The following is a 21722-nucleotide window of genomic DNA, read 5'->3' as shown; positions in this document are numbered from 1 at the left end:
GGGTTTCACCAGCGGTTGCAGACTGTCCCGGCCGTGCGGTTTTCTATCAGCCGCCCACGCGCTGTCGTTTCAGCAAGTACTGCAAGAGGGCGCGGTCGTACGAGGCGGCCGTGTCCATCAGCACATAGTCGATGCGATGCTGGCGGCAGCCGCGGCGGTAGGTGTCGAGGAACTGCTCCACCAGCGCCCGATACTCCCCGCGGATGTGCCACGGCTGGGTGCTGATGGTCTCGTCCGTCTCGAGGTCTTTGAAAAGGCCGTCCTGCCGGAAGCTAAACGTGCGTTCCAGCGGGTCGAGAATGTGAAAGACGATGACCTCGTGTTTGCGGTGGCGAAAGTGCTGCAGGCCAGCCAGCACTTCGCTGGGCTCGTCGAATAGGTCAGAGAAGAGGATGATGAGGCCGCGGCGCTTGATCCTCTCGGCCAACTCATGGAGTGTGGCGGCCACGTTGGTTCTGCTGCGGCTGCGCATCCGGTCCAACTGGCGTAGAATCACGTGCAGGTAGCTGGACACCGAGCGCGGCGGCACAAAGGTGCGAATCTTCTGGTCAAAAGTCACCAGCCCGACAGCGTCCCGTTGCTGGAGCATCAGGTAGGTGAGGGCGGCTGCTAAGTAGCTGGCGTATTGCAGCTTGGTGAGCGGCCCGGAGGCATAGCCCATGGAGCCAGAGGCGTCCAGGAGCAGATAGCACTTGAGGTTAGTCTCTTCCTCGAATTCCTTGACGTAGAAGCGGTCGGTGCGGCCGTAGACCTTCCAGTCGATGTGCTTGACCTCGTCGCCGGGCATGTACTGGCGGTACTCGGCGAACTCTACGCTGAAGCCGTGGTACGGGCTGCGGTGCAGGCCGGCGATAAAGCCTTCCACCACAAGGCGGGCGCGCAGGTCCATCGACGCCAGCTTAGACACCACTTCTGGCTGCAGGAATCGGCGGTAGTCTTGCGCCGCGCGCGGCATCGTGGTCATGCTCCGGTGGTGTCCAGAAGGCGGCGGATAATCTCCTCGGTGCCTACGCCATCGGCCTCGGCGTTGAAATTGGTCACCAGGCGATGGCGGAGCACGGGCAGGGTCACCGCCCGCACGTCGGCAATGTCCGGGGTAGGCCGACCGTCCAGGATGGCGCGCGTCTTGGCGCCGAGGATGAGGTATTGGGAGGCGCGCGGTCCCGCTCCCCAGCTAATCCAGTCGCGAATAAACTGCGGCGCGCCGTCGTGGTTGGGGCGAGTCTTGCGCACCAGCTCGACTGCATAGTGAATCACCGCATCGGCCACCGGCACGCGCCGCACCAGGTCCTGCAGGGCAACAATTTCCTGCGCCTCCAGAACCTTGTGCAGTTGCGCGGCGTAGGCACTGGTGGTGGAACGTACAATCTGCTCCTCCTCCTCGGCGGCGGGATAGTCGACCCACAGGCTGAACATAAACCGGTCAAGCTGCGCCTCCGGCAGCGGATAGGTACCCTCTTGCTCGATGGGGTTCTGGGTGGCAAGCACGAAGAAGGGTTCATCGAGCTTGTAGGTTTGCCCGGCCACCGAGACCTCGTGCTCCTGCATGGCTTGCAGCAGGGCCGCCTGCGTCTTGGGCGGCGTCCGGTTCACCTCGTCGGCCAGCACGATGTTGGCAAATACCGGTCCGCGCACGAACTTGAAGGTCTTCCGCCCCGTGCTCACGTCCTCCTCAATAACTTCGGTGCCGGTGATGTCGGAGGGCATCAGGTCCGGGGTGAACTGGATACGCGAAAAGGACAGGTTCAGCACCCGCGCCAGCGTGCTGATGAGCAGCGTCTTGGCTAAGCCGGGCACGCCGATGAGCAGGCAGTGCCCGCGCGACAGCAACGAAATCAGCAGCTCGTCGATGACCTGCCGCTGACCGACAATGACCTTGCCAATTTCTCTAGTAATGCGGTCGTGCGCTTCCTTAAGCTGCTCGACAATCTCCAAGTCGCCTTTTTGGGGTTGCGCAAGGGCCATAGGTTCTCCTTCGCATGTCGTCATAGGGCTCGTTTAAGTTATCATTTTTCGCCGCAATTGTCAACGTTTTTCCTTGCGCAGGCCACGCCATTTGCGTAAATTTGCCCCTGAGCAATTGCGGGACTGAGAGGAACTGCTGATGGAGACTGAGCCAGGCAAGAGACAACTTGTCGGCATGAGCATGGAGGAGCTGGAGCAGTTTGCCTCCAGCATAGGCGAGAAGCCTTTCCGCGGGCGGCAGCTGTTCGCTTGGCTCTACAACAAGCGAGCGCGCGACTTTGCCGAAATGACCGACATCTCTAAGCCTTTGCGGCTGCGCCTGGCCGAAGTTGCCGAGATTGGCCTCCTGAAGATTGTGGCGGTGGTATCCTCACGGGACGGAGGCACGCGCAAGTTCTTGTTCGAGCTCGGCGATGGCGAGCGCATCGAAAGCGTGTACATTCGCGAGGCAGGGCGCCACACCCTCTGTGTTTCCACGCAGGTCGGTTGCGCCTTAGGGTGCCGTTTCTGCGCCACCGGACGCCTGGGTTTCCGTCGCAACCTGTCGGCAGGGGAGATTGTTGACCAGGTGCTGCTCGTCGAGCGCGAGGTCGGGGAGGAGGTGAGCAACCTGGTGCTCATGGGCATGGGCGAGCCGCTGCTCAACTATGATAAGGTGATTGCTGCCTGCGAGCTTGTGCGCCATGAGCGCGGCATAGCCATCGGCCATCGGCGCATCGTCATTTCCACCGCTGGCTGGGTGCCCGGGATCATGAGGCTGGCCGAAGAGGGGCACCGCTTCAAGCTGGCGATTTCCCTCAATGCCACCACTGACGAACAACGCCGGGCGCTCATGCCGGTGGCAGAGCGCTATCCGCTGCAGGAGCTCCTCAACGCGGTGATTTTCTACCACCGCCGCTCAGGTCGCAGACCGACCTTCGAGTACGTGCTCTTGGCAGGGGTAAACGACTCGGCCGAGGACGCTAAGCGTCTGCGCGACTTGCTGAAGCAGGTGCCCTGCAAGGTGAACCTCATCCCCTACAATCCCACCGATGAGCTCTTCCGCCGGCCGACCGCCGCGCGCATTGAGGCATTTCGGCAGGGGCTAGCACCCTTGAAGGCGCCGGTCATCGTGCGCTGTAGCAAGGGGGACGACATCCAAGCGGCATGCGGGCAGCTTGCCACTTCGCCAAAAGGGGAGCGCGCATGATGAGCCGCGTCCAAATGCCCATGTGGACCGTGCCGTTGTGGGCTCTGGTGACACTGCTGGTGCTGGGGTGGTCTGCCGATTCTGGAGCCCAGGGTGGGGCGGCCGGGACCGTGGCTTCCCAGGACAGCCTGCCGATGCGGCAGCCGCTCTCGCTCGAGGGGGTGGCGCTCTTGCGCCCCAGGCCTGCACAGGTCCTGACCGAGCTGCCTTTCATCTTTCTCCACGACAGAGGGGCACCCGGCCAGTGGCTGACCTTTTCCGCGCTGGGGAGTACGCCGCGGGAGACCGGTCTCTTCGTGGACGGATTAGACCTCCGCGACCCCATCTCCGGCACGGCTGATGTGCACATGCTTCCCACCTACTGGCTGTCGGCGATCCGCCTCGAGGCCACGGCTGCCGGGTGGGGAACGCCCCGTGGTCTGGCAGGGGGGACGCTTTCCTGCACAGCGCGCCGTCACACCGGGCAGCGGCCACTTTCCCATGTCGGCTATGAGAACGGCGACTGGGGCGTACACGCCGTGGACGTCGCCCTTGGCATGAAGGTGAGCCCCAAGGCCGACGTGTTGGCGGGTGCCCTGCTCTCTGGCTTCGAGGGCTTTGCCCTGCGGCAGGAGTATGATGCACAAAGGATCAGGGCAACCGCAAGCGCGGCACTGGCGGACAACTGCTCGGCAAACTATGTGGCCCTCCTCACAAAGTCGCAGACAGAGGAAACGCCGGACCAACGCCAACTCGCCCTGCGCATGGCGGTCCACCCGGTGCGCAAAGATCGCAGGATAGACCACGCGCTCACGCTGCGGGGCACCCTTGGGCGCCCTGTTGACGTCGCGGCAAGCATCGTGCACACAGACCTGCGGCGCGAGTTTCACGACTACCCATTGCGGCTGCGCTGGCAGGAAGAAAGCCATGTCCTCACCTTAGCGTCATCGGCGAGCGTGGGCGGGCAGAAGGCTGCCGGCCTCGTGGGCGCCTTTGTGCGCTATGCCCAGGTGGAGAGTGAGGTTATGGCCGGCCACACGGACGTGGAGGGGAGCCTGCGGTGCGGCTTGCGCAGCGAACCTGGCAAGTCCTGGCACCTCCAGCTCCTTTGCGATGGTATGGCGCGCCAGGATACGCGCTTCTTTCTTGCCCCGTCCCTCCAGGTTGTCCGGCGCCTGAGCACAAATTCCTGGGTGGAGGTGCACGGCAGCCGCGAGGTCTTTTTTCCCAGCTTTGCCGAGCGATACGGCCGGCAGCGCGTGTGGGGCACTCAGGGCCTTCGCCCGTGGGCTGTGCACAGAGTGGTGGCAGGCATGTCGTCCCAGGGCCCTCACGCGGCGTTCTACGTCGGCGGCTTTGTGCGGCACGGCGCACGGGAGATAGACGCGCGTTTTGGAGCCTCAGGGGACTCGCTCTTGTTCACGCAAGCGGCCGGAAGGCATCGGTCGGCCGGAGTGATGGCGAGCCTCTTCGGGGAGCCGGTCAAGCGTTCCTTCCTGCGCTGCTGGGTCGTGGCGCAGTCCCCCGTGCTTGGCGACGAACGCCTACCGCAACTGCCGAGTTGGCACGGCTGGCTGGCCGCAGGTTACGGCCTTTCCCTGTTCAACTCCGACCTCGAGGTCACCGCGCAACTCTTCTGCCAGCTCCTTGGCCAGCGGTGGGACGCGGAGAGCGAGCACAGGCTGCCACCAGTGGCCGTCCCTGGCGCCGAAGCCAGGGCGCGGATCATGCACAACGCCGTCATCTGGGTGAGGATGGAAAACCTTCTTGGGCGCGCGTACCAGACCACCTGGGGATATCCCATGCCCACGCGCTTTTTTGCCTGGGGCGTCAACTGGAGCTTTGTGGATTGAGGAGGAGAAACCGTGGCCAAGAGAGTAATGCTGGTGCTGCTGGCGGGGGTGCTTGTGGTAGTGGTGGTTGCTGGGGTGCTCTTTGTCGTTTCCGCCGGAAAGCCTTTGTACCGACCAGGAATGGTGCGGCAGGCAAAGAACCTGCGGGCGCCACTGGCTCCGCCGCCGCAAACGGCAGGCGCAAACCTCTGGCTGGTTGAGCCGAATGTGAAGCTCTTCTTCTTCGAAGAAGGGTCTGGCTCGCAGGTTCTGGTGTTGCACGGTGGCCCTGGCTATCCCTACCTCCCCCACCACCTGGTCTGCATCAGCTGGCGGCGCAGTATCGCGTTATCTATTACCACCAGCGCGGCTGCGGCAACTCAACGCGGCCAGTGGATCGGCTATCCGACAAGAGCCTCTATCGCAACATGCTCAACCTCGATAGGGCCCTCGGCATAGGTGCGCAGGTGGCTGACGTCGAACGCATCCGTCGCATCCTGGGCGTGGATAGGTTGATCCTGGTCGGACACTCCATCGGCGCCTTTCTCGCCACCCTGTACGCGGCGGAGTTTCCCGAACATGTGCGTGCCCTGGTGTTGATTGCACCGGCGCAGCTCCTCGTGTTTCCCGGCGAGGGCAACCTCCTGGACGAGGTGGGCGCGCTCCTGCCAGCAGAGCTGAAGAGCGACTATGCTACTTTCCTCAAGGAGTATCTCGATTTCAAGCACCTCTTCTCGCGCAGTGAGGGGGAGATGATCGGCCTGAACTCCCGTTTCACCAGGTTCTACCTTGCTGCCGCAAAGGCGAAGGGCATGCCGGTGCCCAGCACGCTTCGCTTCCACGGCAACGGCGGTTGGATGGTGCAGGCGAAGTATCTCAGCATGGGCAAGAAGCACGACTACCGCGCGGCTTTGCAGCGGGTCACCGCACCGGCGCTCATTCTCCACGGAGGGATGGACATTTAGCCGGAGGCGGCCACCGCCACGTACGCGCAACTGCTCCCTCATGCGGAGCCGCGCACCATGCCGCAGGCCGGCCACTTTCTCTTTGCCGATGCGCCAGATGAGTTTGCCACGGCAGTGACCGAGTTCTTAGCGCAGCATCCCTGAGCCCAGGCCCAAGGCCAGGAGCGACGCGACCCTGCGTGCGCGCTCGCCTTACTGTTCCTCCTGGCCTTCTGGCGGCACCGTGTCCTGCATCCGTATGCCGGCGATGCGGTGGGGAGCTTGCTCCTCGAAATCTATCGTGAGCAGCCACCAGTCGCCCGTCTTTTCTGACTGGGCGGTGAACTCGAGGGTGGCGGGGCCGACTTTCTCTGCTTTGACAAGACGCAAGGGCGCCTGTCTGCTGCCGACGCGCTGCACAAAGGCCAGCAGGCGCTGTCGCCTCTCCGGCTGGCAGTAGGATTCCGCGAAATGCACGCTCAAGTTTCGGGCGGCGGCGCCGGTATCTCCCCGGGCCAGGATTTCCAAGAGCGCCATGGCGTGAGCCCCCATGGGCGAGCTGGCCAGCGTGGCAAGATCCAGGAGTTCGGTCTTCTCCGGGGGCAGCTCATATCGCTCGCCAAACACGATGCGTGCCACCGACTGGCTCACCTGCCAGGCCGGTTTGCCGGCCCCGTTCGCCAGACAGATGATGGCCACCCCCTCATCGAGAAAACGCAGCAAGTCCGCAGAGAAGATGCCGTTGCCGCCACTGTGGGCCACAAGCCGTGTTCCCCTGGGCGTTGTGGAAATCGACCAGCCGTAGCCGTAGAAGGAGTCGGCATCAGGGCCTTCGCGCACGAAAGGGTGGGAGAGAAGCGCGCGCAGGCTATCGGGCAGAATGCAGTCACTCTCGAGGGCCAGGTGCCACTTGTAAAGGTCACCGACCGTGGAGAGGATACCGCCGTTCGCGCGCAGGTGCCAGTAGGGGCCGTCGCTGCCCCACGGATGGTCGCGCAGGGTTCCCCAATCGCGGGCGCCGCGGTACCCGTGCGCCAATTGCCCTTCCTTCCAGGAGGGAAGCACATAGCCGGTTTCCGCCATGCCCGCTGGTGCGAAAAGGTGCTCGTGCAGGAAGCGCTCATACGGTCGCCCTGTGAGCTCCTCGATGATCGCCCCCAGCAGGCTGTAGCCGACATTGGAGTAGTGGTATCGTTCCCCGGGGGCGAAGAGGAGGGGCGTGCGCATGGCAAGGGCCACGAACTCCTGGCGGCCGATGGGCTCAAAATCGTCGCCGATGGCGCCAGGGAAGCCGGCCGTGTGGGTGAGCAGGTGATGGAGGGTGATGTCCGCTTTGTCCAGCGGGACATCCGGGAAGAAGCGGGTGATGGGATCGTGCACGTTCAGCTTCCCCATCTGCTGAAGTTTGAGGATGGCCGTGGCCGTGAACTGCTTGGTGATGGACCCCACGGTGAAGACCGTCGCGGCAGTGACAGGGACGCCCCGTTGGCGATCGCTCAGCCCGTAGCCTTTGGCCAAAATGATTTTGCCCTCTTTGGCCACCAAGAGCGCCCCGGAAAACCCGCGGGCAGTCATGCGGCGCATGTACTCGTCGATCTTGCTCTGCAGGGAAGTCCTGTGACTCGGAGAACAGGAAAGCAGACTGCCTACCACGACCGTTGCCAGCCAAATTCTTGCGCGCGTCTTCACGTCCACCTCCTCAGACTTGTGCGAACGCGTTGACGCTGGTCAGACTTCCTCAGAGAGGGAAAAGTTCCAACTGGCGGGCCGCTACAAATTTTCCGCGGAAACCTTGCCCGTGAGCATTTTTTCCTTGCAATTGCCTTCGCGCTGTGCTATATTTGCACCGTCGCTCTTTGGCGATATGGGCGTAGATTCCGGTGCTCCCCGCCGGGGAGGAAAAGGGAAGACGGTGCAAGTCCGTCGCAGCCCCGCTACTGTGATCCCGGGCGCATGAGTCGATGCGCCGGTGCCCTGGTCAACGGTGCCACTGTCCGCAGCTTGGATGGGAAGGCGACCAGGGTCGGGAGAGCCAGGAAACCTGCCGGAGTCGGTATCACCGTGTGAGCCTCCGCGGGTGAGGTGTCGGTGCGTAGCGTGCGCGACGTGCGAACCCTGGTCTGTTTGAGGAGGCCAGGGTTTTTTTGTTGGCGCCGCCCGCCGCGTGGTGGAGTGCTCGCGCATGGCAGAGGAGGAATGAGGTCGTGAGACCGGGCACCGTTTCTTTGGCCAGCATGGCCATGTTCGCCGGGTTGATGGTCGCCTTGGGCTACCTGCTCAGCAGCGTGCCCAACGTGGAGCTGGTGACCGCCACTGCCTTTGTCGCCGGCGCCTTCCTTGGTGCCGGGCGAGGACTGGCCACGGCCATGGTCGGCGAGCTTCTCTACGCGGCCATCAACCCCTACGGCATCTCCTCTGTCACTCTGCTGGTCAGCCAGGTCTTGGGGATGGGCCTGGCGGGGTTTGTGGGGGGGCTGATCGGCAGGAGGGCGCGGCGGCACAAAATCCACTGGCCACAAGTGCTGGTTTTAGCGGCCAGCGGCTTCATCCTCACGGTGACCTTCGACTTTCTCACCACGGTGGGCTTTCTCGTGATGACCCGGCTCACCCTCCCGGCTTTGCTCGGAGCCTACGCCTATGGGGCGGTGTTCTACCTGACCCACGCCGCCGTCAACACCGCAATCTTTGCGCTGCTGGTGCCGGCGGCCATCGGAGTGTTAGGTAGGAGAGAGACAGCAGTGAACCGGGTTCCACGGGAGGCGAAGATGAAGACGCAAAAGACGCTTTTCCTGACGCTCCTCTGTGTGGCGGTCCTTTGTTCGAGTGCCCTTGCGCAAGTGACCGGCCTGGTGGTGGACCACACCACCGGCAAACCGCTCGCCGGCGCCAACGTCAGTGTTATGCCAGGCGGGCAGGGCGCCGCCACCGACGAAATGGGCCGTTTCGTGCTTCCCAAGCTGCGGGCAGGAACGTACCAGCTTCGCGTTTCCTACATGGGCTATGCGCCGCAGCTGCTCACGCTCCGCGTTGCGGATCGCGGCGCCCAACAGGTGTCCGTGCGCCTGGTGCCGACCATCATTGAACTTGAGGAAGTGATGGTCACCGGCAAGCGTGGCAGATCGCTGAGCTGGGAGTTGCCCGTGTCGGCGGAGGTGGTCTCCGCCGCGGACATAGAGATGGTCAACGGCAGCACCGTGGCTGATGCCTTGCGGCCTGTGGCCGGGGCCTTTGTGAAAAGCTATGGCTCGGATGCGGCCATGAAGTCGCTGTCGGTGCGCGGCTCCTCGGCGGAACAGGTGCTCATCCTCTGGGATGGCGCGCGCCTCAATTCGCCGTTAGCCGGGGGGTACGATCTCGGCCTGCTGCCGCTCACTGCGGTGGAGCGCATTGAATTTGTGCGTAGCGGGCTCTCCTCGCTCTATGGGGCGGATGCCGCCGCCGGCGTGGTGAACATCATCACACGCGCGCCGCGGGGAGGAGTGAGGCCTCAGCTGTCGCTTGCCACGGGCATGGGCTCTTGGGGCAGCCGCTCGGCGCACTTTGGCGCAAGTCACCAGCAGGGCGATGTCGGCCTGCTGGTGGCCGCAAGCCGCGCCCGCAGCGACGGCGACTTTATTTACCGCACCAAGGACCCAGCCACGGACAGGGAAAGGGAGAGCAGGCGCATCAACAATTCGTTTGCCATGGATGAACTCTTCGGCAAGGTGAGCTGGCAGTCTTCTCCACTCACACGCCTCACCCTTTCCGGCGAGTGGTCCCATGCCGAGCGGGGTGCGCCTGGATCCTTGGCCTTTCCGAGTCCCGAGGCAAAGCAGACCGACGACAGCCGCCGCGTGCAGCTGGGTGTGGAGACGAGCCTCGGCGGCAAGGTGCACGTACAGGCGACAGGGTTCCGGCACGAGCTCGCCACCCGCTATGTTGACCCCAATCCCTTCTGGCCGTCGAATGCCGACAACAAAGGCGTCAGCGCCGGTGCCTCTTTGCAGGGTGACCTGCCCTTGGCACAGGACAAGGTGCTGTCCCTGGGGGCCAGCTATCTGAACGAGCGCTCGCGAGGTACCTCGTTGGGTACCCACGCGCGGGAGTCTTTCGGCGCCTTTGCCCAGGCCGATGCCGCCTGGAAAGGCTTGCTCGGTCGCCCCGAGTGGCAGGCCAACCTTCTGCCGACGGCGCGCATCGACCACTACGAGGGGGTTGGTTTCGTCACCAGTCCGAAGGTGGGGATAATTTTGAGCAGGGTGCGGCACAGCCACGTAGCGATACGCGGCAATGTGGGTGGCTCCTTCCGCGCACCGACATTCAACGACCTCTACTGGCCGGAGGACGCCTTTACCGTGGGCAATCCCAACCTGAAGCCGGAACGGACCACGGAAATTGATGGTGGGCTGAGCGTGAGGGTGCCGGCTGCCGGACGCGTGCACGGCGAGCTCAGCTTGTACCGACGCTGGGCCCGCGACCTCATCGTCTGGGGGATGGACCCGCTGAGTTACAAGTGGTCGCCTGCCAATGTGAGCAGGGCGGAGATTACGGGGCAGGAGCTGCGGCTCAAGTGGGAGGGGTTTGCGCAGCGCCTCATCCTTGAGGCGAACTACAGCCATCTGCGGGCGGTAGATACTGGTGGCATACCTGGTCTTCAGGGCAAGCGGCTCATCTACCGGCCGGAACACATGGCCTCGTTGCGGGCTGGTTTTCAGGGTCGCCCGTTCTACGGCCATGTCACTGCCTCCTATGTGGGGTCGCGCTACACGGACGAAGCCAACACGCGGCGCCTTCCTGCGCACACGGTGGCCGATGCCAATGTGGGCGTGCGCGTGCCCTTCTGGGGCGTGACCTGGCACCTCCGGGCAGGAATGGACAACCTCTTCGACGTGCAGTACCAGGTGGCCGCCGGCTACCCCATGCCCGGCCGGCACTGGCGGGCGGTGGCGGAGGTGGGGTGGTGAGGCGTGCGGACGGCGTGGGATTCCCGGGACGAAGGGTGTGGCGTGCCTTGTTGAGGGCTGTGGGCCCTCGTGGCTGGGCGGCTACCTTGATCCTCCTGGGCAAAACGAGACCGCCCCGTCTCCTGATAATACAGACCGTGTAACGGCCTGAGCGCCCGAGCTCGACGTCCGGCCCAAGGACTGGAGACGGGGGACCATACGTTCGCGCTTTGCTGCGATACACAAGGCAGAGCGCCCTGAGGCATTTGCCCCAGGGCGCTCGCGATTTGGTTAGTTATGCCTTACCCCTGCGGGCAAGTCTACCTGAGCAGCAGCATTCTGATGGTCTTGTCGTAGGTTCCGGCCACCAGCCTGCACATGTATACCCCCGCTGCAACAGGCCTGCCCATTTCGTCGCGGCCATCCCAGACCACCGAATGACGACCCGCACTCTCCATCCCGTCCCGCAGCGAGGCCACCTTTACTCCAGCCAAGTTGTACACTTGCAGCGTCACCCTGCTGGCCTGCGGGAGACGGTACTCTATGACCGTCCCAGGATTGAAGGGGTTGGGGTAGTTCTGCACCAGCTCGAACTCTGTGGGCGTGAAGTCGTCAGCGCGTATGCCGCTGCCAGGTTGAATGGTGACCACCTGACCAATGGGCGACAAGGGCTGAACGCTACCGTCCTCCCTGTTGGCTAGCACCTGGGCGAAGGCAAAGCTTACCGTCTGCCCCGCTGCGGCCTGTGCGCTTGTGCGAAACTTCAGCCGCAAGACTACCCCGTAGCCGGAGTTGCTGCCAGTGGTTCGATAGACCGACGCGCTTACCTTCCCGTTGGGGTCATCCGGAATCACGGTTGCTATCGCGCCCGTCAAGAAAGGTCCCACCTCGTAACTGAGGTAGTCAACTATGGCAGTGTTCGTGTAGGTCAGTTCGAAAGAGACCACCTTGAGGTTGGTGACGGGATTGCCTAAGGCTCCAACCTCGATGTCTACCCAGAATTCCTGGTTCTTGTCTACCTGCTGCGGGCCCTTTGCCGCGATGGGCGGTGAGGTGACCCCGCTTTCCTTGCCAAGCGCAACGACCTGGGGTTCCACCGGTGTCGGGAGTGGGGCCCCGGCGGTTCCGGGGTGAGTCTTGCCGAAGTTGACCGGTACGGCATTAATGTCGAAAATGCTCACCAGGCCGTCGCCGTTAGTGTCGGGTAGGTTGCGTCAGGCGGTGTCCATGGTGGGCATACCTGGCCCGTCCAGTTTACAGAGGCATTGGGCCGCTGCGGCCCCGTCCGGCCCCAGTGATTGGCAACGATCGGGTTAATGTCGAAGATGTTCACAGTGCCGTTATCATCAGCATCGCCCGGCCACACCGTGACCAACCTGGACAGCGTAGTCGTGGCTTCACCTGGAGCGAGCACAATCGACGCGCCCAAGGGGTCGATGGCTTCCACGGAGGCGAGCCCGAACCGGAGGACTCTGTCCTGCGTGGCCCCTTGCACAACTCTCGCACCCGTGCGACATTGCCTGTGCCGCTGACGCCTCCCTGCCCAGCTTTGCGGGAAATCCCGATGGCCACTGTGCCGGCGGCATTATTGTGCTGGCCCAAAAATACCACGTCACTGCCCATGAAGGACTCGGGGTTTTCGGAAATCGCCTCCAGATAGCCGTTGTCCAAGGTCAAAACGAAACTGACCCCGAAGAGATTGCTTACCTGATCCACACGCACATACACGTCGAACTCGACCCCCACCTGCCCCAGGACGGTGGCCGGGCTCACGGGGCGGATTTCTCCGGCGTGGGCGCCAATGCCAACAAATACCAGCAAAATGATCAAAAGACGGAATGGACCACTGGGTTCTCTCATCGCTTGCCTCTTTACGTTACGTTGTGACGACTTCGTCCTCTGGGCGCCCACCGTGGAAACCGATTCCCGCGGACAACGCGCAGTTTGGTGTTCTCTCACTTGTGGGCTCCTCCATCTCCGATCGTTGACCTAGTTCGTGGTCGGATTCGCCTCAATTCCAAGGCCTTTGAGTCACGATCAGACGTGGTCCCTTTCCCGACGGAGTTCCCTCGACCAAATCTCGCACTCGAGACGCTCGACAAAGGTTGATCGAAAAGGTGCGGGGGAACCGTTTGTCGCGGACACACTGTGACCGCGGACGCCGCGATTGTGTCCTCCAGTCCCGTTTCACCTTCCCCCCTTGTCTTGTTTGGGTTTACCCTTCTGGACTTACGGAAGGACAACCTACACTCTGCTCCGAAGTCCCTCGATCGCTTTGAGAAGAGCTTCCTGGTAAGTTCCATACCCCAAACCATCAACCATATAGGGGACTACAGTCCAGTTGATCGGAGGAAGAGCAAACAAGGCACGAAGGAAGTCTACTTTTTCCTGTGCCATTTGGTACTGACGAGTGTGGTAGTAGGCTTCGGCCATCAAGAAGTGAAGGTCAGTGAATCTCACTGTCCGGTCGTGAACGAATTCATAGGTGCCGGTACTGCTCAGGGCCTTCTTCACGTCAGAAATTGCCTCACTGTAGAGGTTCATTCGAAAGAAGGTTGCAGCCCTGCCGGCGTAAGAGTCGGCAACATATGGGCCGGGCGTGGTGGAGTCCTTCTGGACCGAGAAAGTGAAATTGTTGTGAGCTACCTCGTATGCGCGCTGCCTTGCCTGACTCCAGCCCAACCCGCAATGCGCGATTGCAGCGATGCTGTCGCTTGGATTCATGTTGAGTGCAGTGCTGAAGCAATTAACTGCCTCGGCGAAGTCCTTCGCCTCGAAGTATCTCCAGCCCTCAGCAATCCATGTAACGGGACCCTTCTTTGGTGCCGTGGGTGTCTCTTTGCTGCAGGTAGCGAGGGCCACGACGCAGACAAGGCAGATCAACACCGCACGTCCAGGCGACTGTTTGAGCATGAAGGCTGTCATTGGCTATTCCTCCATTTGTGTTGAGCAACTTAGCGTAGGAAGATCATCTTTCTTGCAATGGAAAGCCTGTTTGCCCGCAGACGGCAACAGTACACTCCGCTTGGCACCTGCCGACCAGAGCTATCCCTCCCGTCCCATACGACAGAATAATACCCGGGGTTCTGAGGCTCATCCACCAGGCAACACACTTCGCGCCCAGCGGCGTCGTAGATACCCAGCTCCACCCAGCCCGAAAATCGCTCAGGCAGTCCATAATGTAGGGTAGTGGTCGGATTGAACGGATTGGGGTAGTTTGGCAAAAGGACCAAGTGCGAAGGAAAACTCCCTGACGTCCGACGTTTCTGATTCCACTGCAGACGGTATTCTCCCAGCTGGTCGACCAGCAAGGTCACTCTGTCAGTCTTCTTGTCCACTACACCGCCGAGAGATCTCCAGCCGTCACTTTCTCTGATCGCAAGCTCTAGTCTCTCCTCATCTAGGTCTGCCAAGGCCCTCTCCGAGTAACTGGCCTCCAACAGCACAGAGTCGGATAACCGGAGTCCTGCGGGCTCAATTCCGTAGCTTGTCCCAATGGCGATGACTGTGTCACTTTCCATTGTCCTTCTACAGAGGCCTTCCCTCCGTCCTGGTTCCTGGTTCGCTTGTAGAACCAAGACGTAAGCGTCGTAAGGAAGGCAACCAGCGGGGAACTGTGCATGCAAGGCCCCATCGAGACTAGCGATCGTCCCCCCCCTGTACTGTTTTGACTAGCTGCACCGAGATGGACAGGCTGTCGGCACCTTCATTTCCCCATATCGCATCTTTGCCTCTCATGATGACCACCAGTCTTCCGCTCCCCCGAGAGCTGGTAATCACCAACATAGATTCGACGCGCAGCGTCGAGCTCCGACATAGGAACAGGGATCCCGTTGGCGGTACACTGAACCCCGCGCTGATCCAGTGTCTCGTTGGGGATGGCGTACAGATCGAGATCCTCTGTGATTATGGGATTCTGCAGGAGACCGATTGTGAAAGAGGGGGGCGTGAGGTCTGCGACCAGGAAATTCCAACTTTGAGAGCTCAGGGTCTTTGCTCCCCAGCGATCCACCGCTTCCACCCGCCAATAGTACCTCTGTAATTGCTGCAAAGAATCACGTACGGCAGCAGGGGTGTCGGTGCCTGCTGCGAGTGTATCGAAGATGGAGAAATAGGAGCTTTTCGAATACTGAACAAAATAGCGCACCGTATCTCCTGGGTCAGCGTCTCGCGCGGTCCGCCACTTGAATGAGGGCAGGTACGTTCTAACGGTATCACCTGATCGCGGAGAAACTAGGCTGAAAGCCTGAGGGGCCCTCGCGCTTACTGAGACGCTTCTTGTTGTCGTGCCGGTATACCCGTCCGTATCCTTGACCTCAAGCCTAATTGTCTTGGTTCCCGGTGAGGCGTACTGATGGTTTGCAGTCTTGACCTTGGAGTATTCGGTGTCGTACGCCCCATCGTTTTCCCAATCCCACCGAACCTCGAGGTCCGCGAGGGGAGTAACTTGGTCTTGTGAACTGGAAGCGTCAACCAGGAAAAGGGTCTCCAGGAAACCGGACGTTGGGGTTACCGTGAACGAAGCCCTCGGCTCAGGCCCCATGATGGGACCTCTCAACTTGTAGATTCTGTCGTTGTCAGCATCTGCAATCCAAAGATCACTGCCGTCCCAGGCAATATCCCTGGGAAAGGTCCCCGGCGGCAGATAGAAGTTCCGAGTGTTGCCAGAGCCGTCCAGTTCGTAGATGAGTTCAGCCTCGCCGTCCACCAGCCACGCAGAATGGCCGTCCCATTCCAGACCAGTGTGATAAGTACCGGGAACAAACATTCTGGCCGCCACCTGGCCGGTTCGGCTAAGCTTCCACACGGTGTTCTCGCTGATGTCGCACAACCACAAGTAACTTCCATCCCAGGCCAAGCCCGAAGGTTTGGCACGTCGGGGGCTTCTCGTACTCTCAATTCGCACAAGTGCGTTATGGAGACTGACAATTCTATTTTCGCTCGTTTCTCATCTGGATCACTCCAGGGTAAGGACATCGAAAGGCTTCAATCCACCGCTCCAGCGGATAGCGGCCCACCATGCTTTTGGGGTATACTCCACCCGTGAGGTGGAGCCTTCACAAGATGTCCCCCGTTCTGATAGACAAACTTGACTGCTCGGTCCCCTGTGAAGAAGCTACAGCATCCTTCTCTCGCAGGGGGGCCACATAGAGTTGCCACCCATTCCTGCTCTTTCCACATTGGTGGGTCCCTACCTACCTGCAAGCCGTACCTGCCCGTCCATCCATCGTCGCGAGGCCTCTAAATGGCTTGACTTCCCACCCCGTTCCACCCAGTGAGCAGCGCCGGGAGGAACTCTCGACGTAACCGGGTTACGTCCTCATGCCTGCTTCGGCGCCTGCATGGCCGTGAGTCTCACTCCTACTCCTTCCAACTTGTTTAAGGAATCTGAAGACCTCACTGATCAGTCGCGCAGGCGCTCCCGTACGGTACCGATGCCCTTCGGGGCCTGTGTCTCTCCCCATGTTTCACACCACCCGAATCTCAGAGGACACCAACAAGGGTTAACATGCTGCGAAGTTAGGTATCTTTGCCTGTACTCCTACTCTCAATCGCGGGTGTCTAAAGTCCGTGGCCTCAGCAACCCTACTGTCATCAGTCCAACAACACTCCCCTTCCCGGGGAGTCCGATCGGGCGAGGAAAGAAAGCCCGCCCGTGTTCATAGCTCGGCTTCACCGCTAACCGTAGTACCTTAGCCAGCGAGCGGCTCTTTCTCTCATGATGAACACAGTGTTCACGAACTCTAACGCCCAATGTAGCGCTTTCCCGTTCGGGGTAACATCAGGCGCCGACCCTCCAATAATGCACTTCAACCCGCTCCAAAAGAGAACCCGCTGGCTTAACGCCGCCGACTCCTGCAGCGTTGAGTGTTCCCCTTTGCTGATCCTGGGATCCTCTTCTCACAAGGGATGAAGTGGTCATCGAGGCCGCTCGATAATCGCATAACGCAATCTTCGTGCCCTCTCGTTGGTTCCTCCTGGCCTCGAAGTCGAGAAGGAGGCAAAGGGCTCTTTCCACACCTTACTGCAAGTTCGTCACGCTACTGTAGGATTCTTCCCACACTGTGTTGGGCTTTTCCAACAGACTTCCTCACGTTCCTGTCCTTTTGCGGCAGGCAGAGCGCAAAACCAACCCCGATTTACGACGCTGGCCCGCCCCCCACCCCCAACTCCCTCATCTTCACATGCAAATGACTCCTGTTGATCTGCAGAAGCCGCGCGGTTTCGCTGACGTTGCCCCGGCAGGCGACCAAGGCCCGCCTGATGTACGCCCGCTCAAACTGGCGCCAGGCCTCCGCAAGCGGCACAATCTGACCACGGAACAGGGACTCCGGTACCTGCCCCTCTTCTTTTTCCCACACCTGCTCTAACTCCCAGGCGTTTACCACCTCAGAGCTGCACAGGATCCACACCCTCTCCATGAGGTTGCGCAACTCGCGGATATTGTTGGGCCAATGGTAGCGGAAGAGAAGTTGCAACGCTTCAGGGGCGAGAGTCGCCGGTGGGCGGCGGTTCAACTCACAAAAGGTGCGCAAGAAGTGGTTGGCCAGGAGGGGGATATCCTCCGGGTGCTCGCGCAAGGGCGGGACGTGCAAGACGACTACCTTCAGCCTATGGTAGAGGTCGGGCCGAAAACGACCCTCGGCAACATCCTGTTCCAACTGGCGATTAGTTGCAGCCAGCACGCGCACGTTCACGCGAATGCTCTCTAAGGAGCCCACCTTGTGCACGTCACCGTACTCCAACACATGCAAGACCTTTGCCTGGGCAGCCGGACTCATGTCGCCGATCTCATCGAGGAAGATAGTGCCGGAATCGGCACATTCGAACATGCCCCTCTTGGCGGAGTGGGCACCCGTGAAGGCCCCCTTCACGTGCCCGAAGAGCTCGCTCTCCAACAGCGTGTCGCTCAGGGCGCTGCAGTTGACCACGACAAACGGCTTGGCGGCGCGCGGGCTCTGTTGATGGAGGGCCCGTGCCACCAGCTCCTTGCCTGAGCCGCTCTCGCCGAGAATGAGCACGGTGCTGTCGCTTTTGGCCACCTGGGCAATGCGCTGGCGCAGGGCAGCCATCACCGCGCTGGTGCCCAGCAGTTCGCCAGGCTCGCGAAGGCTGCGCAGCTGCTGGTTCTCAGGTTCTATCTGCCGCTTTTGCAGCGCATTGCGCATGCTCACCGGCAGGCGCCGTTCCACGGCGTCACGCTCGATAAAGTCGAATGCCCCTAAGCGCGTCGCCTCTACGGCAGCGTCAACGGTGGCATAGTCGGTAACGATCAACACTTCCGGGGGGTGCGCCAGGCCTTTGGCACGTTCCAGCACCTGCAGGCCGGAGAGCTTGGGCATCTGCAGGTCGAGGAGCAGCAGGTCGTAATCGGCATCGGACAGCCGGCCGATCGCCTCCTCGCCATCAGCTGCCTCTTCCACCTGGTAACCCGCTTCCTCGGCGATATCGCGCAGCTGCAGGCGGAGGTTGCGGTTGTCGTCAGCGATCAGGACACGAATAGGTTCTTCCATGAGCTCCTGCCACGATTTTTGTGAGATGGCCTGGGAGCGAGTGCAACCGGCGTGCCAGCGTGCCTTAGGCGGGAGGGTGGCGCACCGGAATGCTCAACGTGACCGAGGTACCGTGCCCCCCTGGGCACTCGACGCGCACGTCGCCTTGCAGCGACTGCATTATCTCCTTGGTAATGGCGAGACCGACGCCTGAGCCTCCTGGCTTGGTGGTCACACCAGGCTCAAACAGCCTGCCCAGAAGGTCCGGCGGGATGCCCGGCCCGTCGTCGAGAACCTCGATGACAATCCACTCTTCCCACTGGCTGCTCTCCGGGCGCTGCCTGCTTTCACGGTAGGTGGTGAGGAAGATGTTCCCACGTTTGCCCACCGCTTCCACCGCGTTCTGGATGACGTTGCGCAGGGCCATGCGCAAGGCATCGTGCGCCACGTGCACCAGGGGGAGGTCCTTGCCAGCGTTGAGGTGAAAGAGTACCTCCGGCCCCACCTCGCCACGGAACTGCTTGCAAACTTCTTCGACCAGAGCGTTCACATCGCATGGGCGTGGCTTGTGCGATGCCAAGTCCATCAAAGAGGGTAAGCGAAGGGCCGTGTTGCGCGCTTGCACGACCTGGTTCTCCATCTCTCCGAGGTGCTCCTGGCATTGATCCTGATTTTGGACTGTGGGCTGCAACTCCCGCCGCAGGCGTCCCAGCAGTGTCAGTGCCGCCGAAAGGGGATTGTTCAGGTCGTGGACCATGCCGCGGGTCAGTTTGAGCCACTCCCCGGAGCGGAACGGCGCGGAGACGGGGAGCTGGCGCCAGAGAAGGACGCCACCACCGGAGAGAGTTAGCCCAGGCCGGGGGTACCACTCGAAGATGAAGAGGCCGTGCGTTCGGTCCGGCAGTTCGAGCTCCTGAACGCTCTCGGCACTGTGGGCACCATGTACCCTCAGCCAACCTTGCACATACTGCACGGCGCTCGGTGGCAGGAGGTCGCCCAAGGAAATTGAGGTCGTGCTCCGGTTGACCCGCTCGGCCAGCGCCCCGCTCCACTCCCGTGGGCGCAGGTGGCGGTCTAACCGCACCCAGTTCGCTGTAGGGCTAAGCACAGGGAGGCTGCAGTAGGCGGAGAGCGAAAGCAAGAAGTGCCAGGTGAGCAGACCAAGCACCACCACTACGGCCAATGGGGGCGCCACGATGGCCGCACAGTTCCACCAGAGATGCGGGGTTGGTTCGAACCGCAGAAGGAGGGAGCCCTCTCGGTCTCTACGATTGGCTACCAGCAGGGGCTTCTCTTTCCCCCGTCTTATGAGTAAGGGGCCTCCCAGGCCAGCATCTGCTCCGAGGAGCCTTAGCCGCGCGTCGAGCACGACAAACCCTCTGAGCGTCTCGCACACTACTTCCTTAGTACCGTCCAGGTTGAGGTCGTAGCACGCGACGCCGGCTGCACCATCTATGCCCTGAACGGGCACCTTGCGTTCCAGTTGGGGCACAAAAACCCGTTTGTCGACACTATAGCGGTAAAGTTGAGCCCTCGAGTCTTCGGCAACGAGCAAGGCTTCGGAGATACCATCTTCATCGAGGTCGGCAATGGTGAAGGCCGAGCGGGAGAAGGGAGGCGGCGGCAAGAGACGGCGCAGGGCCAGCTGCGGGAATTCCATCTCGAAGAGGTCGCTGGGCAGGACCTGTGCTTCCTTCTGGACCCGGTTACACAAGACTGCGCACCGCGCCGTTCCCTGGGCGTGCTCGCGGAACTGGTAGGTGCGGACAAACGTACCCTTGGCGGCGAGCTCTTTCCTAAAAAGTCTTTTGCCGTCATGGTCAAAGACCATTAGGTAAGCCACGTCGTCCTTCGTGCCGTTGATTGGCGCCCTTAGATTCTGTGGGGTGTCCGTGCCGAGTACATACTCCGGCAGCCCGTCCCCTTCCAAGTCGGTGGCGAGTGACGCGGTGGGAAACGCCACCATCTTCTCCTGCCATAAGATGGCGCCGTCTGGAAACCGGAAAGCGAAAAGACCGCGGGGAGACCCGGCATGTCCTGTGCGCACCAGAAAGATCAGGTCATTCTGCCCGTCCCCGTCCAAGTCGCGGCTGTCGATTAGGAACCCTGGGCAATCCCAGCGTCCGATGTTGTCGAGGTTGGTATGCTCGTCGGTGGTGAGCGCAGGGAAGCGGGTCACCCGCTGGTCGTCCGTGGTGCGGATATCCACAAAGGCAGTGTCATTGCGGAGGAGCCAGACAACCAGTTCCTCGCGGCCGTCGCCCACCAAGTCCGCAAAGCTGAGAGAAGCTGTCTCTGCACCAGGGAAGTTGTACTGCTCTGTGCTATTCCCCCTGTGGTCCCGCTGCTCGATGGTCCCAGTGAGCGCTTTGGCAGGACCAAGACTCCGCGCATGGTAGCACTCATCGTAGCCGTCGTGGTTAGCATCGTGGGTCGTGAGGAGAGGGGGGCAGTTCTTTGACGGGAACAAGTCGGTAGGGCAAGAGCTTGGGGTCCTGCAGAGCCTCGGAAGAGGGCCAGAGCAGGACAAATACGGCAAGGAGTAGGGCGCCTGTTAGAGCCTAAGAGGCGACGAGTCGTTTTCTTTGGCGGTGAAACATGCAACCTCTGCGCGCCGTGCAGTGTCCGGCACCCGCTCAGTGCGGAGCAAGTACGCGCGGGGTACATTGCCTCTCCGCAGCAGGCGGAGGGGCCCGATCTTCGCAGCCCCCACTTCCCAGGTTCGCTTCCCACACGCTACGGCCAACCTTTGCGGTTTTCCCCCGCGCCGATTGTTCACAATGTCCTCCTCCCCTTATCGTGCTGACGTAATAAGCAATTTCCAAAGAAAAGTCAAGAAAAAAAATCGCGTGCGGGAGAGAGGCCAGATGCTGATGGTTTGGTCAATTACTCCGTGTCAAGATCGGCGCCAACCCGGTTTTCACCATGAATCATTGATGGGCACTGATACGGGAGGTAGGACTTGCGGGCCGTCGCCCGAGGGCCAGGGCTGGTATCGCCATAGGCGACCATCTCCCATTCTCCCGCTCGGCGAAGACTCGTGGCCACGTCTCCCACAATGCGGGTTCTCCTGGACCGCTGACAGCGGATGAAAGCTCATCGGCATGTCCTTGCGACGGCAAGGCCTCGGGCTCCGCCGACCGGAGGCGGCAAATCAGCGACTCTTGCCGGTCTGGTCTTCTGGCAGTGAACATCGGTGCCTATCTGTGGTCCGTCATGAGCGGCGGGCACGTGGCGATATGGCCCAGCAAAATGTCGGCAACGGACATCGGCGGCCAAGTCCGCGGTCATTGGCAGACCGAACGGCTCAGCCGCCTGCGCGATCTTGTCTCAGCTCACTCCGTGGAGATCCGCCTCAAGCTGTGGTTGTATGAACTCCGGTGAGAGGCGCCGATGAC

General features: G+C 61.5%; 15 protein-coding genes and 1 riboswitch. Of the genes, 5 read left to right on the top strand and 10 right to left on the bottom strand.

Translation table 11 applies throughout. The features are described 5' to 3' along the window. Window positions 1–46: 46 nt before the first annotated feature. Entirely contained in the window at window positions 47–955 is a 909-nt protein-coding gene (locus NUW13_02535; protein ID MCR4437906.1) for a DUF58 domain-containing protein, read from the bottom strand. A 5-nt stretch (window positions 956–960) separates the two neighbouring features. Continuing rightward, window positions 961–1965: a MoxR family ATPase gene (locus NUW13_02530; protein MCR4437905.1), complete on the bottom strand. Its 1005-nt coding sequence runs from the start codon at window positions 1963–1965 to the stop codon at window positions 961–963. A 139-nt stretch (window positions 1966–2104) separates the two neighbouring features. Between NUW13_02530 and rlmN the strand changes: the two genes are divergently transcribed. From rlmN to NUW13_02515, 3 genes are all read left to right on the top strand, one after another. Beyond that, the gene (rlmN, locus tag NUW13_02525) at window positions 2105–3154 is read left to right on the top strand and encodes a 23S rRNA (adenine(2503)-C(2))-methyltransferase RlmN (protein ID MCR4437904.1); all 1050 of its coding nucleotides are present in this window, start codon (window positions 2105–2107) and stop codon (window positions 3152–3154) included. After that, window positions 3151–4986, top strand: a complete 1836-nt coding sequence (locus tag NUW13_02520) for a hypothetical protein (protein MCR4437903.1) — start codon at window positions 3151–3153, stop codon at window positions 4984–4986. The genes rlmN and NUW13_02520 overlap by 4 nt, the downstream gene beginning before the upstream one ends. Window positions 4987–5285: 299 nt before the next feature. Next, window positions 5286–5930: an alpha/beta hydrolase gene (locus NUW13_02515; protein ID MCR4437902.1), complete on the top strand. Its 645-nt coding sequence runs from the start codon at window positions 5286–5288 to the stop codon at window positions 5928–5930. A 192-nt stretch (window positions 5931–6122) separates the two neighbouring features. Here the strand turns inward: NUW13_02515 and NUW13_02510 are convergent, their stop codons facing one another. Continuing rightward, window positions 6123–7598 (bottom strand): beta-lactamase family protein, encoded by a 1476-nt coding sequence (locus NUW13_02510; GenBank protein MCR4437901.1) that lies wholly within the window; start codon window positions 7596–7598, stop codon window positions 6123–6125. A gap of 172 nt (window positions 7599–7770) precedes the next feature. Then, window positions 7771–7973: riboswitch (cobalamin riboswitch) on the top strand. A 140-nt stretch (window positions 7974–8113) separates the two neighbouring features. Between NUW13_02510 and NUW13_02505 the strand changes: the two genes are divergently transcribed. Beyond that, the gene (locus NUW13_02505; protein ID MCR4437900.1) at window positions 8114–10852 is read left to right on the top strand and encodes a TonB-dependent receptor; all 2739 of its coding nucleotides are present in this window, start codon (window positions 8114–8116) and stop codon (window positions 10850–10852) included. A 299-nt stretch (window positions 10853–11151) separates the two neighbouring features. Here the strand turns inward: NUW13_02505 and NUW13_02500 are convergent, their stop codons facing one another. The 7 genes from NUW13_02500 to NUW13_02470 all read right to left on the bottom strand — a co-directional run bounded on the left by NUW13_02500 (window position 11152) and on the right by NUW13_02470 (window position 20794). Further along, on the bottom strand, window positions 11152–12012 hold the full coding sequence (locus tag NUW13_02500; GenBank protein ID MCR4437899.1) for a T9SS type A sorting domain-containing protein: 861 nt from the start codon (window positions 12010–12012) through the stop codon (window positions 11152–11154). Window positions 12013–12160: 148 nt separating this feature from the next. Beyond that, complete coding sequence (locus NUW13_02495) at window positions 12161–12691, bottom strand: cohesin domain-containing protein (GenBank protein MCR4437898.1); 531 nt, start codon at window positions 12689–12691, stop codon at window positions 12161–12163. Between the two features lie 384 nt (window positions 12692–13075). Then, window positions 13076–13756: a tetratricopeptide repeat protein gene (locus tag NUW13_02490; protein MCR4437897.1), complete on the bottom strand. Its 681-nt coding sequence runs from the start codon at window positions 13754–13756 to the stop codon at window positions 13076–13078. A 29-nt stretch (window positions 13757–13785) separates the two neighbouring features. Further along, on the bottom strand, window positions 13786–14352 hold the full coding sequence (locus NUW13_02485) for a hypothetical protein (GenBank protein MCR4437896.1): 567 nt from the start codon (window positions 14350–14352) through the stop codon (window positions 13786–13788). Between the two features lie 185 nt (window positions 14353–14537). Then, window positions 14538–15599: a PKD domain-containing protein gene (locus NUW13_02480; GenBank protein ID MCR4437895.1), complete on the bottom strand. Its 1062-nt coding sequence runs from the start codon at window positions 15597–15599 to the stop codon at window positions 14538–14540. A 1372-nt stretch (window positions 15600–16971) separates the two neighbouring features. After that, entirely contained in the window at window positions 16972–18345 is a 1374-nt protein-coding gene (locus NUW13_02475) for a sigma-54 dependent transcriptional regulator (GenBank protein MCR4437894.1), read from the bottom strand. Between the two features lie 64 nt (window positions 18346–18409). After that, window positions 18410–20794, bottom strand: a complete 2385-nt coding sequence (locus tag NUW13_02470; GenBank protein MCR4437893.1) for an ATP-binding protein — start codon at window positions 20792–20794, stop codon at window positions 18410–18412. 746 nt (window positions 20795–21540) lie between these two features. Between NUW13_02470 and NUW13_02465 the strand changes: the two genes are divergently transcribed. Then, complete coding sequence (locus NUW13_02465; GenBank protein MCR4437892.1) at window positions 21541–21708, top strand: hypothetical protein; 168 nt, start codon at window positions 21541–21543, stop codon at window positions 21706–21708. Window positions 21709–21722 lie beyond the last annotated feature (14 nt).

It is taken from the genome of candidate division KSB1 bacterium (assembly GCA_024655945.1).
In the GTDB taxonomy this organism is placed as follows: domain Bacteria; phylum Zhuqueibacterota; class Zhuqueibacteria; order JANLFK01; family Oleimicrobiaceae; genus Oleimicrobium.
Note: the sequence above shows the minus strand (reverse complement) of the source record. Positions and strands in the feature narration are given on the sequence as shown.